Source organism: Salibacterium qingdaonense (genome assembly GCF_900114715.1).
Taxonomy (GTDB): Bacteria; Bacillota; Bacilli; order Bacillales; family Marinococcaceae; genus Salibacterium; species Salibacterium qingdaonense.
The window spans coordinates 14,396-28,300 of sequence record NZ_FOTY01000002.1 but is presented as its reverse complement, the minus strand read 5'-3'; the positions used below and the strand labels follow the sequence as shown (position 1 = coordinate 28,300).

Annotated in this window: 14 protein-coding genes; 4 read left to right on the top strand and 10 right to left on the bottom strand. The window is 45.6% G+C overall.

All coding sequences use genetic code 11. The features are described 5' to 3' along the window. Positions 1–30: 30 nt before the first annotated feature. Complete coding sequence (locus tag BM058_RS01725) at positions 31–1,125, bottom strand: AI-2E family transporter (RefSeq protein ID WP_090925318.1); 1,095 nt, start codon at positions 1,123–1,125, stop codon at positions 31–33. Positions 1,126–1,273: 148 nt separating this feature from the next. On the opposite strand from BM058_RS01725, the gene BM058_RS01720 reads away from it, so the two are divergent. The 4 genes from BM058_RS01720 (at position 1,274) to BM058_RS01705 (ending at position 5,744) form a co-directional block, all read left to right on the top strand. Then, complete coding sequence (locus BM058_RS01720; RefSeq protein ID WP_090925317.1) at positions 1,274–2,170, top strand: PucR family transcriptional regulator; 897 nt, start codon at positions 1,274–1,276, stop codon at positions 2,168–2,170. A 139-nt stretch (positions 2,171–2,309) separates the two neighbouring features. Next, positions 2,310–3,410: an ABC transporter ATP-binding protein gene (locus tag BM058_RS01715; RefSeq protein WP_090925316.1), complete on the top strand. Its 1,101-nt coding sequence runs from the start codon at positions 2,310–2,312 to the stop codon at positions 3,408–3,410. 231 nt (positions 3,411–3,641) lie between these two features. Beyond that, positions 3,642–4,829, top strand: coding sequence for a KamA family radical SAM protein (locus BM058_RS01710; protein WP_090925315.1), 1,188 nt, complete (start codon positions 3,642–3,644; stop codon positions 4,827–4,829). Between the two features lie 177 nt (positions 4,830–5,006). Beyond that, complete coding sequence (locus BM058_RS01705) at positions 5,007–5,744, top strand: hypothetical protein (protein WP_090925314.1); 738 nt, start codon at positions 5,007–5,009, stop codon at positions 5,742–5,744. On the opposite strand, the gene BM058_RS01700 is transcribed toward BM058_RS01705, so the two are convergent. The 9 genes from BM058_RS01700 to accC form a co-directional block, all read right to left on the bottom strand. Then, on the bottom strand, positions 5,739–6,644 hold the full coding sequence (locus BM058_RS01700; RefSeq protein ID WP_090925313.1) for a fumarylacetoacetate hydrolase family protein: 906 nt from the start codon (positions 6,642–6,644) through the stop codon (positions 5,739–5,741). The two genes, BM058_RS01705 and BM058_RS01700, sit on opposite strands and share 6 nt — an antisense overlap. 30 nt (positions 6,645–6,674) lie before the next feature. Beyond that, the gene (locus BM058_RS01695; RefSeq protein WP_090925312.1) at positions 6,675–7,469 is read right to left on the bottom strand and encodes an ABC transporter ATP-binding protein; all 795 of its coding nucleotides are present in this window, start codon (positions 7,467–7,469) and stop codon (positions 6,675–6,677) included. Continuing rightward, positions 7,456–8,457, bottom strand: a complete 1,002-nt coding sequence (locus BM058_RS01690; RefSeq protein ID WP_090925311.1) for an ABC transporter permease — start codon at positions 8,455–8,457, stop codon at positions 7,456–7,458. The genes BM058_RS01695 and BM058_RS01690 overlap by 14 nt, the downstream gene beginning before the upstream one ends. A gap of 153 nt (positions 8,458–8,610) precedes the next feature. Further along, positions 8,611–9,630, bottom strand: a complete 1,020-nt coding sequence (locus BM058_RS01685) for an ABC transporter substrate-binding protein (protein ID WP_090925310.1) — start codon at positions 9,628–9,630, stop codon at positions 8,611–8,613. 203 nt (positions 9,631–9,833) lie between these two features. Next, positions 9,834–10,403: a hypothetical protein gene (locus tag BM058_RS01680; RefSeq protein ID WP_090925309.1), complete on the bottom strand. Its 570-nt coding sequence runs from the start codon at positions 10,401–10,403 to the stop codon at positions 9,834–9,836. 94 nt (positions 10,404–10,497) lie between these two features. Continuing rightward, positions 10,498–11,088 (bottom strand): NAD(P)H-dependent oxidoreductase, encoded by a 591-nt coding sequence (locus BM058_RS01675; protein WP_090925308.1) that lies wholly within the window; start codon positions 11,086–11,088, stop codon positions 10,498–10,500. A gap of 87 nt (positions 11,089–11,175) precedes the next feature. Next, positions 11,176–11,655: an acetyl-CoA carboxylase biotin carboxyl carrier protein gene (accB, locus tag BM058_RS01670; RefSeq protein WP_090925307.1), complete on the bottom strand. Its 480-nt coding sequence runs from the start codon at positions 11,653–11,655 to the stop codon at positions 11,176–11,178. A gap of 36 nt (positions 11,656–11,691) precedes the next feature. Then, positions 11,692–12,324 carry a TetR/AcrR family transcriptional regulator gene (locus tag BM058_RS01665; RefSeq protein ID WP_090925306.1) on the bottom strand — a complete coding sequence of 211 codons (633 nt, stop codon included), beginning with the start codon at positions 12,322–12,324 and terminating at the stop codon, positions 11,692–11,694. A gap of 15 nt (positions 12,325–12,339) precedes the next feature. Continuing rightward, positions 12,340–13,701, bottom strand: a complete 1,362-nt coding sequence (accC, locus tag BM058_RS01660) for an acetyl-CoA carboxylase biotin carboxylase subunit (protein WP_090925305.1) — start codon at positions 13,699–13,701, stop codon at positions 12,340–12,342. Positions 13,702–13,905: the final 204 nt, after the last annotated feature.

Sequence of the window (13,905 nt, the reverse complement as noted above, 5' to 3'; positions counted from 1 at the left end):
TTATCTCCTTTCTCTTAAAAAACCTTTCCGTTACGTTGTATCTTCCGGCGGTTTGTTCCTTAACTTTAACAATCTGTACGTGTGACTGACAACTACTTTGCCGACCGCATAGGCCGGAACTGCCAGAAGAAGTCCGACAATACCGGCGAAATTGGAAGCAACCAGAAGCAGCAGGATAATAGTTAAAGGGTGGATATCAAGTTTACGCCCCATAACCTGCGGAGAAATGAGGTTACTCTCAATCTGCTGCACAATGACAACCACGATAATGACAAGCAGTGCCATAAAAGGGGAGGTGAGCAGTCCAACGATGACGCCTGGAAGAGTTCCGATCCACGGACCCAAAAATGGAATAATATTAAAAAACATCGCTGCCGCAGCCAGTACAAGCGGATAATCGAGTCCGATGATCACATATCCGATAAACACACAGATACCTACAAAAAAGCTGACGATAATCTGTCCCTGGATGTAGGAGCTTAACGCTTCATCCATGTCTCCAAGAATACGGCGTCCTTCTTTTTCCTGTTTAGCAGGCAGAAGCCTCAGAATGAAATTTGGTGCTTTTTTTCCTTCTTTGAGCATGTAGTACAAAATGAACGGCAGAATGAGAATGATAATAACAGCATTTGTGATCATTCCTACTACATTTGCAATATTACTCCCAATATCTGAAAACAGTTGATTGGCATATTCACCTGCCCGTGTCGTTACTTCCCGCCACGAAAAATCCATTTCAGCGATAAAGTTGTTGAACCATTCCTGATTCTGCAGATTAACAATCATCCGTTGTGCTTCATTCATAAGAGAAGGTGCATTCTTCACGAGATTATTGAACTGGTTCTGAAGCGACGGTCCCACCGCGAAGACAAGCAGCACCAGCAGTCCAATAATAATAATATACAGCAGAAGAATGGCCAGGCTTTTCGGCAGTTTCCAGGAAAGGATGTTCACCACCGGCCGAAACAGATAAAACAGCACCCCTGCAATCACGATAGGACCAAACAAGGTGGAAAACAGAACAACCAGGGGCTGGAATATGAAATCCACCAATGTTGCAAGATATACAATCAATAATACAATAATCAACCCGTAGCCGAGTCGAAAATATTTTCCCTCCGGCATGCCATCACCACATTACTTAATGATTTTATTGTTCCATTGTACCATATATTTACTTGCACATATGGGTATGTTTACGCTTTTCTATGGATAAATTCGTCGATTCTTAGTAGCATGAATGTAACAATGATGAAGAAAGGATCGTCCTGTCATGCTGAACACATTGAAACGTCTTTTTCCCTCCGCCGTGTATGAAAAAGAGCTCACCGCCTCCGAGCGCGAATATCACACTATTTTTCACTCCAGCCGTTTTCCCGAAGCCTTTGCGATTAAAACCAGGGAATTGAGTGAAAGGGATCAACAGCTGCTTTTGCTTTCTTTTGACCTTCAGAACAAAGAAGCTCCGTTTCAAAGCGGAAATCGTGAATGGTTCACCTACTTTGCAGACGGCGGCGAACGGCCGGATTCGCTGTCTCAGTATGCTTCGTTCCGGTTGTACTATCTTGAAGGACGAAAACTTTATGAAAATCAGTCCGACCTTGGAGAAACCATTCAGTATTATTTCAATGAACATGTCCGGACTGTTTTCATCACCAGGGAATTTCTTCTTGTACTCGTGCCTGAGCATTCATCCGAAGACACCTCCTTATTTGATGCCGGTGAGCTTGCCGGTATCCTCGCTGCGGATTTACTGCTGGACGTATTTATTTATGCAGGCAGGCGCGTTCACGCGGAAGAAGATATAAAAAAGATTTTTGCACAAGAAAAAAGGCTTTTCCGGCTTTCACGTTCCCTTTTTCCAAAAGAACGAACCTTTCAGGAGTATGACATGCTTCCTTTTGTCCTTTTGCTTCTGGAAGAGCATGAACAGAGAGAACTCTATCACTATGCATTCGCCGGACTTGAAAAGGAGTCAGAACTGGTTGAAACTCTGTATCACTTCTTCCTTTGCAACTTAAACCGGAGCCTTACGGCAAAGGAACTTCACATGCACCGGAACACTCTGCAGTACAGACTCGATAAAATTTTTGAGAGAATCGGCATCGACATGAAAAAGTTTGCCAACGCTGCTGCCTTATATGTGCTGATTAGAAAACTTGAAAAATAGGCGGTAACACAGAGTTTATGCACGATGCACAAAAGATACCGCTTTCATTTTGGTCAACTATTCTATATGAAAACGCTTCCTGTTACGCTATACTACGAATTAATCCATTAAAATAACAACAAAAAGGAGCGGGGAAAAGATGGCGGAAATTGCAATGAACCAGATCAAGAAAGTATATGATGGCGGAGAAGCAGCGGTTGATGATTTTAATCTCAAAGTGGAAGATAAGGAATTCATCGTGTTTGTCGGCCCTTCCGGGTGCGGAAAGTCAACCACTCTGCGGATGATTGCAGGACTCGAGGATATTACAGAAGGAGACCTGCTGATTGATGACAAGCGAATGAATGAAATTCCACCAAAAGACCGGGACATTGCAATGGTGTTTCAGAACTATGCATTGTATCCCCATATGAACGTATATGACAATATGGGGTTCGGCCTGAAACTGCGAAAATTCAAAAAAGAAGACATAAAAGAACGAGTCGATAATGCTGCATCCATTCTAGGACTTGAAGAATATCTGGACCGGAAACCAAAAGCACTGTCCGGTGGTCAGCGTCAGCGTGTTGCTCTTGGCCGCGCAATCGTCCGTGATCCAAAGGTCTTCCTCATGGATGAGCCTCTGTCCAACCTGGACGCCAAGCTGCGTGTGCAGATGCGTGCAGAAATCATTAAGCTCCATAAACGCCTGGATTCTACTACAATATACGTTACCCACGACCAGACTGAAGCTATGACGATGGCAACCCGTATTGTCATTTTAAAAGACGGCATTATCCAGCAGGTAGGAAGTCCAAAGGAAGTATATGAAAGCCCGGAAAACATTTTTGTCGGCGGTTTCATCGGTTCCCCGGCTATGAACTTTCTCGAAGGAAAACTCGAAGGAAATTACTTTAATATCGGGAACAATATATCCATCGGTGTTCCGGAAGGAAAAATGAAAATACTCCGCGATCAAGGGTTTGAAAACAAATCGCTTCTCATGGGAATGCGTCCGGAAGATATCCACGACGAGCCATTATTTCTCGAATCATCACCAGAGTCGAAAGTGTCCCTTCCGATTGAGGTAGCGGAGATGAACGGCGCTGAAATTATTCTTTACAGCACAATCGGAGGACAACAGCTGATAGCGAGAGTTGACTCCCGTTCGGAAATTGAAGCGGACACCACGGTCGAAATGGCCTTTGACATGAATAAAGTGCACTTCTTCGATCCGGAATCAGAAGCACGTATCCGCTGATATTTTCCCGCCCCGCTGTCAGACCTTGAAAAAAGCCTTTCGATACTATTTCGAAAGGCTTTTTTTCACTGCTCACATTTTTTTATCAGGCCGGCTTTTGATGCAAAAGATTACTGGAATGTTTCCTGTTTATTTTTTGACTATTATGAACAATAATTGTTATACTTTTACTGTTTATGCCAGTACATTTTACGTTTGTGGATTCTCAAAAGAAAGGTGATGATACGAAACATGGCACAGCCCAAGTACTTGACGAAGATTGATCAGATTGAGCAGATTCCGGAAGAAGAAAGAGAACGCCTGAAAAAAATAACAGAAAAGTTTGTATTCCGGGTGAATGAGTACTATCTAAACCTGATTAACTGGGAAGATCCGAATGACCCTATTAAGAACCTCGTGATACCTAATGAAGGAGAGCTTGAAGAATACGGGCGGTGGGATGCATCGGATGAAGATACTAATTATGTCGTACCAGGATGTCAGCATAAATACGAAACCACAGCTCTTCTCATCTGTTCAGAAGTCTGCGGGGCTTACTGCCGTTATTGTTTCCGAAAACGACTTTTCCGTAATGATGTTAAAGAAGCAATGATTGATGTCGATCCAGGACTTGAATACATTAGAGAACACCCTGAAATCAATAACGTGCTCCTCACAGGCGGAGACCCTCTTATACTTGCAACCAAAAAACTGCGTTATATTATTGAAGAACTCCGCCGTATACCACACGTGAAAATTATCCGGATCGGCTCCAAACTTCCTGTCTTCAATCCAATGCGCTTTTACGAAGATGAAGAACTGTTGAAGCTGATTCGTGAATATTCTACACCGGATCACCGCATTTATATCATGGCCCACGTGAACCATCCGCGTGAAATAACCGAAGAAGCAAAAAAGGGGTTTCAGGCACTCCATGACGCTGGTGCTGTTATTGTAAACCAGACCCCGGTGCTGAAAGGAATCAATGATCATCCCGATGATCTGACCGAACTGCTTGATACATTATCCTGGGCCGGTGTCACTCCGTACTATTTCTTTATTAATCGTCCCGTTGCCGGTAACAATGATTTCGTACTCACCCTCAAAGAAGCCTACGAGGCGGTGGAAGAAGCCAAAGCAAGAACGAGCGGCCTTGGGAAACGTATACGTTTGTCCATGAGTCATACTTCCGGAAAAATTGAAATACTGGCGGTTGAGCATGGTAAAGCATATTTGAAATATCACCAATCCAGGGATGGTCAGTACGGCAAATTTATGGTGCTCGACTGTCCGGATGATGCTTCCTGGTTTGATGACCTTCCCGGCAATGAACAATACTGGGAGCAGCCGGAGAAAAAAGCGGAAGACGTTGTATCGGTCAATGACATGCCCGATATTCCGCAGAAACCAAACAAACGATCCCGGGTCGCTTCCAGATAAAACATTTTATTAGATTTCTGAAGAAACGCTTCCGGCTGCCCTTTTTTGGATAACCGGAAGCGTTTTGTATTGTTTATAGCCTATTATACCATCAGGTCCGTCTGCTGCTGCATCCCGAAAACCGCGTAAATATGTTAAACTGTCCCTGTCATATTATAAATAAAAGGGTGTTACGTTATGAAGCGGTTTCTGGCCGTTTTTCTTCCCGCTGTTATACTTCTTGAAGCCTGCAGCAATGCTGACACCTCATCTACCGAAGAGGTGTCAACGTTTTCCAATGAATTGTACACCGTAGCATATGAAAGTACAATTCGAACCGAAAACGACGGCTCGAACTTTTCCCTCTCTTTTTCGATTGCTGCAGAAGATGAAACAAGACAAATCGATTCTTCCGATGTGACGTTACGTTTTCCCGAGCGGTTGTCAGATGATCAGGGAAACAGCTACCAGACGACCGGAGACCCGCATTACAGCCAAAAACAGCAGCAAAGCCATATCGTGAAGGTTGAACAGTCATTTTCCGGTCCCCTTCATGAAGAGAGCCGTCATCTCACAGCCCCGCTTCTCATGGTCATTGATAACAATGCAGAGGAAGTACTCTTTCAAAATGTCACTGCTGATTCTTTTCCTCTTACGAGAGAAGAACTGACAATAACAAACATGGAAAGAAACGGGAAAACGTTGAACTTTCAGGCTGAAGATCATATATCCGACGGAAAACTGGATTGGTCCATGAACGTAGAAGGAGAAAAAATTTACCCGGCTTTCACAAACACTGTCGTGAACAATAATGGAACGTACGAAGGGTCTTTGGAGTTCGCCTTTCAACCGGCGGACCGATTCTCCATCACGGCAGGTCGGTCCAGAACGGAACCGTTGGAATGGGAGCTCCCTTTCGTTCTCCCTGTATCATAATGATGGTTTCACCCGGTTTGTCAGCCGTCCCAATCCTTGGGCAGTGACCACCACTTCATCTCCAGGCTGAAGAAGACGAGGCGGATCAAATGCTTTTCCGACTCCAGCAGGCGTGCCGGTGGCAATAATATCACCCGGCTGAAGCGTCATTGCCCGGGAAATAATTGCAATAAGGTCGGTAACCGAAAAAATCATTTGGGACATCGCTGCCCGCTGCCAGCGCTCTCCGTTAACATATGTTTCCAGAAACGTATCTTTTCTCTCCAGTTCTGCCGGCTCCACAATCCATGGACCCATAGGACAGAAGGTGTCCATACTTTTACTGAGAAAAAACTGACTGTGTTTATGCTGGAGATCTCTTGCGGTCACATCATTGACGAGTGTATACCCGAAAATATGGTCAGCAGCCTGCTCCTTGGGGATGCCTGTTCCACCTTTTCCAATGATGACTGCTATTTCTCCTTCATAGTCCACTTCATTTGTGACAACTGGATGCGTGTCTATTCCCTCTCCAGGTCCTATGACAGTGGTGGGTGCTTTAGTAAATATTATTGGATCATCCGGTATGTCCGCTTCACTTCCCATTTCTACAGCATGGTCTTTATAATTCTTGCCGGCACACATGATGTTTTTTTGAGGGACAGGGACCGGTGCGCACAAAATGACATCTTCGAGCGGATAAACACAGTCGCTGTGGTTGTTATCGAGAACCCATTCTGCGAGGTTCTTTGCTTCTTTCCAAAACTTTTCTCCGTCTGCGGCTGCCTGAATCATGGAGGCCGGAACCTGATAAGCCGAACCGTTTTTCATAGCAGCAGCCGTTATATCCACTACTTGTTCATCTTCTGTTATGACAGCCGGGGTCTCTTTTTCTTTTATCTTAACGGTAGCTGTTTTCATATATTCTCCTCCTGTTTCGAATGTGTCTTATCAGCCCAGCACTGCTTTATCATTCGCCATTTTTTCACCACGGAGACGTTGAAATTCTTCGAGCAGCTTTTCGACAGTCAGATTCTGTTTCTCCTCTCCTGCCACATCCAGAATAATCTGGCCCTGATCCATCATAATCAGGCGTGTTCCAAGATCCAGAGCCTGCTGCATGTTATGTGTTACCATAAGTGTCGTAAGCTGGAACTTCTCCACTACATCTGCGGTAATGCCGGTAATCAGCTCCGCTCGCGAGGGATCGAGCGCGGCGGTATGTTCATCCAGCATTAATATGTCAGGTTCTGTAAATGTTGCCATTAACAACGATAATGCCTGGCGTTCTCCGCCGGAAAGAAGTCCCACCTGTGCCGTCATGCGGTCTTCCAGTCCCAGATTCAATGTTTTCAAATGTTCCTGGAATACTTCTTTTTTCTTTTTATTAACACCCGGCTTCAAGGTGCGTTTTTTGTTGCGGGACCATGCCATAGATAAATTTTCTTCAATCGTCATGGAAGGAGCGGTTCCGGCCGATGGGTTTTGAAAAACCCGGCCGATCATCTGTGACCGCTTATATTCCTGCATAGGAGTAACAGCCTGTCCATTAATGAAAATGTTTCCTGTATCTGGAATGACCGACCCGGAAATCACATTCATCAGCGTTGATTTCCCTGCCCCGTTACTGCCGATAACTGTCAGAAATTCACCGCTTTTCAGTTCAATATTGGCGTTTTGAAGGGCTTTTTTCTCATCCATCGTTCCTTCGTTAAATGTCAGGGATACCTGTTCAAGTCGAAGCATTCTGCCCGCTCCTTTCTTCCGCCGGTGCTGCTCTGGAAAGCTCTGCTTTCTTCCGGAGCCGCCTTTTCTTTTCCCTGCGTGATTCAATAAGCTTAGGTGTGATCAGCGCGCCGATAACAATCACCGCTGTAATGAGTTTCATGTCGCCTGTCTCAAGAAAATCAGCCAAAAGAGCCATGGTTACAACAATGCGGTATATAACAGCACCGATAATGACGGCGAAAGTAGTACGTGCTATGGACTTCGTTCCAAACAAAGCTTCCCCGATAATAACAGACGCCAGTCCGATAATGATCATGCCGACTCCCATACCGGCATCAGCAAAGCCTCCCTGCTGTGCAACAAGGGCACCAGATAAAGCGACCAGTGCATTGGAAAGACCGATACCGAGGATAATCAGTCCATCCGTATTGGCGGAAAAGCTGCGAATCATAGACTTATTGTCACCGGTGGCGCGCAGGGCCATGCCGACTTCTGTTTTAAGAAAATAATCGGTGATAAACTTCACGATGAATGTCAGTATCAAAGCCGTGAAAATAATGGCAGGATCCATAATGCCAATTCCGGCCAGAGACTGGTTAACCGGCTGACTGATGCCAAGACTTGTCCAGAATTCTGTTATCATAGTGAATATTGTTTGTTCATTTAAGAGCGGCACATTAGACTGCCCCCCCATAATGCGTAAATTGATGGAGTATAAAGCAATCATCATTAAGATCCCTGATAACAGAGGATTAATTTTTCCTTTCGTATGGAGAATTCCGGTAATGCACCCCGCCAGAAACCCCCCTGCCGTCCCGGCTGCTGTTGCAATAATCGGGGACTGCCCGCTCGTGATAAGCACCGCGGCGATAGCAGATCCCGTTACAAAACTTCCATCTACTGTGAGATCAGGAAAATCAAGTACCCGGAACGATATGTAAACACCAAGCGCCATTAATGCGTAAATGATTCCGGTTTCTACAGAACCGAACAATGCGGTCGACATATCTGCATGCGCCCTCCTTTCCTTTGGTCACCAGAAAATTCAGATTGCCCGCGGGAAACGCGGTACTCGGAACACTCTGATACTTCATTTCTTATTATACATGAAAATGTCCGGTCCGTTACTTTGTAAACACAGACCGGACCAGATTTATCATTAATTAATAAATTCTGCTTCTTCTTTCCATGCTTCCTTTATCTCTACTCCCTGTTCCGAAGCCGCGTCCCGGTTGATCATCAGCTGCATTTCCTTGGGATACTCCGCCGGAATATCAGAAGGGGACGCTTCTCCGTCCAGAATGCGGGCCGCCATTTCTCCCGCGCGGTGCCCAATCTGCTCGTAATCAATACCGTAGGTGACAAGACCGCCGCGTTCCAGGGAATCCGGTTCACTTACCACCACAGGGATATCCTGCTCATTTGCAACTCCCACTACAGATTCCAGCGCCGAAACGACCGTGTTATCGGTCACAATATACATGACATCAGCCTCACCTGCAAGAGACTGCGCTGCCTGCTGTACTTCTGCAGAGGAGGAAACACTGCGTGTTACGGCTTCAAGCCCCGTACCTTCCATAGCGGTCTTCACTTCTTCCACCTGCGTCACCGAATTCTGTTCCCCGGCGTTGTACACCATGCCGACACTGGCTTGTGGAAAGTTTTCAGATATGAAATCCACAGTCTTGTTAATCATTTCCGGGTGAAGATCCATCACCCCGGTAATTATTTCTCCCGGGGATTCCGGGCTTTCTATGAGACCAGCTTCTGCAGCATCTGTTACCGAAGTGAAGACGATAGGAGTTTCAGAACTGGCCTGTTTAGCCGATTGCGCACTCGGCGTGGAATTGGCGAAAATAAGGTCCACTCCGCTTGAAATAAAATTATTGGCAATTGTTTGAGCATTACTCATATCGTCCTGCGCATTCTGCATATCATATTCAATATTTTCGCCTTCTGTATAGCCATTGTCTTCAAGCCCCTGTTTGAATCCTTTATACGCTGCATCCAGTGAAGGATGCTCCACAATCTGTGTCGCTCCCACCTGAACAACTTCTTCCTGTGATGATTCTGCTTCCCCCGAATTTTCTGAACTTCCTTCATCCTGCCCGCAGGCAGCCAATACGGAAGTGGACAGCAGACCTGTCAATAATACTTTTCCCCAATGACGAATCACCATCTGTACTTTTCCCCCTCTTATATGTATGCTTTTCTTATAGTTATACTTATCTTATAAGATGGATCAATTCTTGTAAATATGAAATTTTTCTACAGTAAAGCGTTAATGCAAAGACCTTATCATCAAAGCAGGGAAGGCTCCGATATATTTAAAAATCCTCCCGCTTATTGCCGCAGGAGGAAGGAACGAGCGTTCAGTAGAAGTTAAGGGGAAATCACACTTTGCTCTACCTTTACGCCGCGGAAAGCGGTGCTGCTGTCTTCCGAACGAGGCGGCAGTTGCGGCCGCCATTCTTCTTCATAAAGCTGCTCAAAAGCAATCCGCCCGCGATTGATGAAAACACCGTTTCCTTCTATATAATTTTCATACTCTTTGAGAAATACTTCTGCATCAGTAATGGTGAATGTATAACGAATGGTTTCGCCGCTGCGTTCTTCGTCCCGTGTATAGCCGAAATCGTAAAGACGCTCCACAACGGCATACGATCCAAAGGGGATGACCACGCTTTGTTCCCTCTGTGTTTCCTGTATACCATCAGTTGTTACTACACGTTCACCCATAGCCGCTCTGTCTGTGAACCACTCGGAAGCGTATAAATATAAAGCTGCCATCACAGCAGCAAGAATGACCGCAGCTGCGCGTTCTATCATCTTCGTCTTTTTTTCTTTCTTCTGAATCAACCGGTGCAGTACAATTCCCACTGAAAAAGTGATGCCAAGAAGCAGCACGGACAACAGCAGGTAAAAAAGCCAGGTATCCAACATCCAAATCATCTGTATCTCATCCTTTTTTCAATCAATAAAAACGTACAGCGTATCCAGTTATCTATCATATCACTTCTTTCGCCGCACCCTCAAAACGGAAGATTTACGGTGTAGTGGAAATAAGCTCTTCTGCATACTTCTCTACGTTTCCAAGACGTTTGTCGCGCCCGGCTTCATCGGTCTGGACAACATTGCCAAGGTGTAGAAAGGGGAGGGTCTCAAAGCCGCAGAAAGCAAAAATCTGTTCATCCCACAGTGCTTCAAGACGTTCCCGCGATGAACAAAAATCTTCCTTCGGCGCACCGGTAGTATATACTGCCCCGACCTTTTTCCCTTCCATTTTAGGCACCGGGGTTTCTCCCTCCATAGTGTAGGCAAACCCATAAGAGAGCACGCGGTCCATAAAACCTTTGCCTGCTGCAGGGAAACCGCCCCACCATAGGGGGAATATTAAAAGGACAGCATCCGCCCAGTTGATCCAGGAGTGTTCATATTGTATCTCTTCCGGGTATCTCCCGCTCAGGGATTCATGATACTCGTTTTTCGTCAGCTGAAAGGAGATATCCATTTCCGGAATCCAGCGCACCTGAGTCTGTACACCCCACAGCTCCAACCTCTGCTGCAGCGTCTTCAGTACAGTCCCATTAAAACTGTTTCGATCCGGGTGCATAAACCAGATCAGTACTCGCTTCATTGCCGCTTCCCCCTTTTATGATGACGAAAAGAGACGGAAAAACGGAACCGTCTCTTTTCTGCTCCAGGGCTTCCCCTGTTATATGCTTTACTTTGGATCTACAAGGAACAACGGCTGACCGTATTCCACCAGTTCTCCGTCATCCACTAGAACTTCAACAATTTCTCCGGACATTTCCGCTTCAAGTTCGTTCATCAGCTTCATAGCCTCAACGATACAAACAACACTATCTTCCTTGACCTGGTCTCCTTCTTTGACATATATGCTTGCTTCGGGAGAAGGAGCACGGTAAAACGTGCCGACCATAGGAGATACAATCTCTTTCAAATTATCATTTTTCTGCGGGGCACCGTGGTCTTTATCTTCAGGTTCCACAGCAGGGGCCGGTGCTGCCTGCTGCACCGGTTGTACCGGCTGTACCGAAGGTGCAGGCTGGACGGCCGCGCCGGAAGCACCTTCTTTTTTAATTGTGATTTTTTCCTGTGTTTCTCCCTGAATTTTTAATTCGCCGACAGAAGATTCATCCACCGCCCGGATTAACTCTTTAATTTCATCCATCGTAAACATTTACTACACTCCTTGTCCTCTATTTCATAAAATTTTTCAACCTACTTTATGCCCCAGAAAAAAGCGCTGGTATTCCGGTTTATTCCGGGCTTTTTCAGTCAATACCGCCTGCATAATTAAATCCGCATAAATATCAGCTATTTCCCGTACCGAATACGCCCCATCGGATTTATACCATTTATATGTCCAGTTTATCATACCAAATATCGCCATAGAGGTAATAGGTACGGGAAGTTCCTGTCGGAAATCCCCCTGGTTTTTTCCATCTTCAACGACAGAAAACATCATGTCTTTGTAACGATCCCGTTTCTTTTTTATACTGTCAAAATAAACTGGAGATAAATACAGACTCTCCTGATAAAAGACCGTCACATGGGCCTGGTATACTTCAAACATACGCACAAACGAATGAACCGTCTCATATAACTTCTCCGCTGGAGTATTCCAGCTTGTATGCGCCTGATAGGCTTTTTCGATGATATACGTGATAAAAGATTCATGGATAGTATAAAGCAGTTCATCTTTTGATTTAAAGTTATGATAAAAACCGCCTTTGGATGTTCCGCTTTTCTGTACTATCTTATCGACAGTCACCGCATGAAATCCGGACTCTTCAAACAACTGAAGGGCCGCATCCGTTATCCGTTGTTTTGTAGTTGTTACCGGCACCGTATCACCTGCTTTCTATTCGTCGGAGGATGATTCCATCACCTGGTGTTCTTCAAGGAAGGCTGTTGTGAAGTCCCCTTTACGGAACACATCATGATCCATTAATGCCGCGTGGAAAGGAATTGTAGTATAAACACCTTCGACTACAAATTCTGATAAAGCCCTCTTCATTCTGCTGACAGCTTCTTCCCTGGTGGCACCTTTTACAATCAGCTTTGCTACCATGGAATCGTAATGAGGTGTAATGGTGTAGCCTGTATACACCGCACTGTCTATTCTCACTCCAAAGCCTCCCGGCGGCAGGTACGTATCAATTCTTCCCGGCGACGGCATAAAATTACGGCTCGGATTTTCCGCGTTTATTCTGCATTCAAGTGCCCATCCTTCGATTCTGATATCTTCCTGTTGGTAACTGAGGGGGCGCCCTGAAGCTGCCAGTATCTGTTCTTTCACAAGATCAACCCCGGTCACTTCTTCTGTCACCGGATGTTCCACCTGAATCCGTGTGTTCATTTCCATGAAATAAAACTGATTATGTTTATCCAGCAGAAATTCAACCGTACCTGCACCGCAGTAATCCACGGCTTTGGCTGCATTCACCGCAGCACGTCCCATCTCCTGGCGGGTTTCTTCATCCAGGGCCGGAGACGGTGCTTCTTCGACAAGCTTCTGGTGTCTCCGCTGGATGGTACAGTCTCTTTCACCTAAATGAATAACGTTGCCGTGCCTGTCTGCCATGATTTGAATTTCAACGTGCCTTGGTTCTTCAACAAATTTCTCCATATATACGGATGGGTTGCCAAACGAAGTAGCCGCTTCCTGCTGGGCCATCTGGACAGCCTGCTGCAGGCCCTCGGCATCACCGGCTGTCCGCATGCCTTTTCCACCGCCGCCGGCTGTCGCTTTTACTATGACTGGATAGCCTATATCTTCTGCAGTATTCAAGGCTTCCTGCTCATTTTCAATAATTCCTTCCGTTCCAGGAACAACTGGAACACCTGCATGCTTCATCGTTTCCCTGGCAACGGCTTTCGCTCCCATCTTACTGATGGCTTCTGCTGACGGCCCGATAAACGTCAGGTTGTGGTCGGCACAAATCTCCGCGAATTCCGCGTTCTCGGACAAAAAGCCGTATCCCGGATGTACTGCATCCGCCCCCGTTTTCAGGGCTGTGGCTATCAAATTGGTTTTGTTTAAATAGCTTTCCGTAGAGGACTTCGGCCCGATACAGTATGATTCATCGGCCATAAGAACATGCAGAGCTTCGCGGTCTGCATCCGAATGGACGGCTACAGTTTCAATTCCAAGCTCCCTGCATGCCCGTATAATACGCACTGCTATCTCTCCACGATTTGCGATCAATACTCTTTTAAACATTTGAGCACCTTCTCTCCATTGCTTCCAAATCTAAAAAAGACCGACTGGTCAGTCTGTCTATAACAGAAGAAACACTTATTTCGTCTATAAAGACAAGTTTTCCTTTCATATTTTACGTACCATTCTGCTTTATTACAAGTGTTTTTTTAGAATACCGGACATTTTCAAATGGTAAGTACCCGGTAACACGGCATCGCGGCCCAA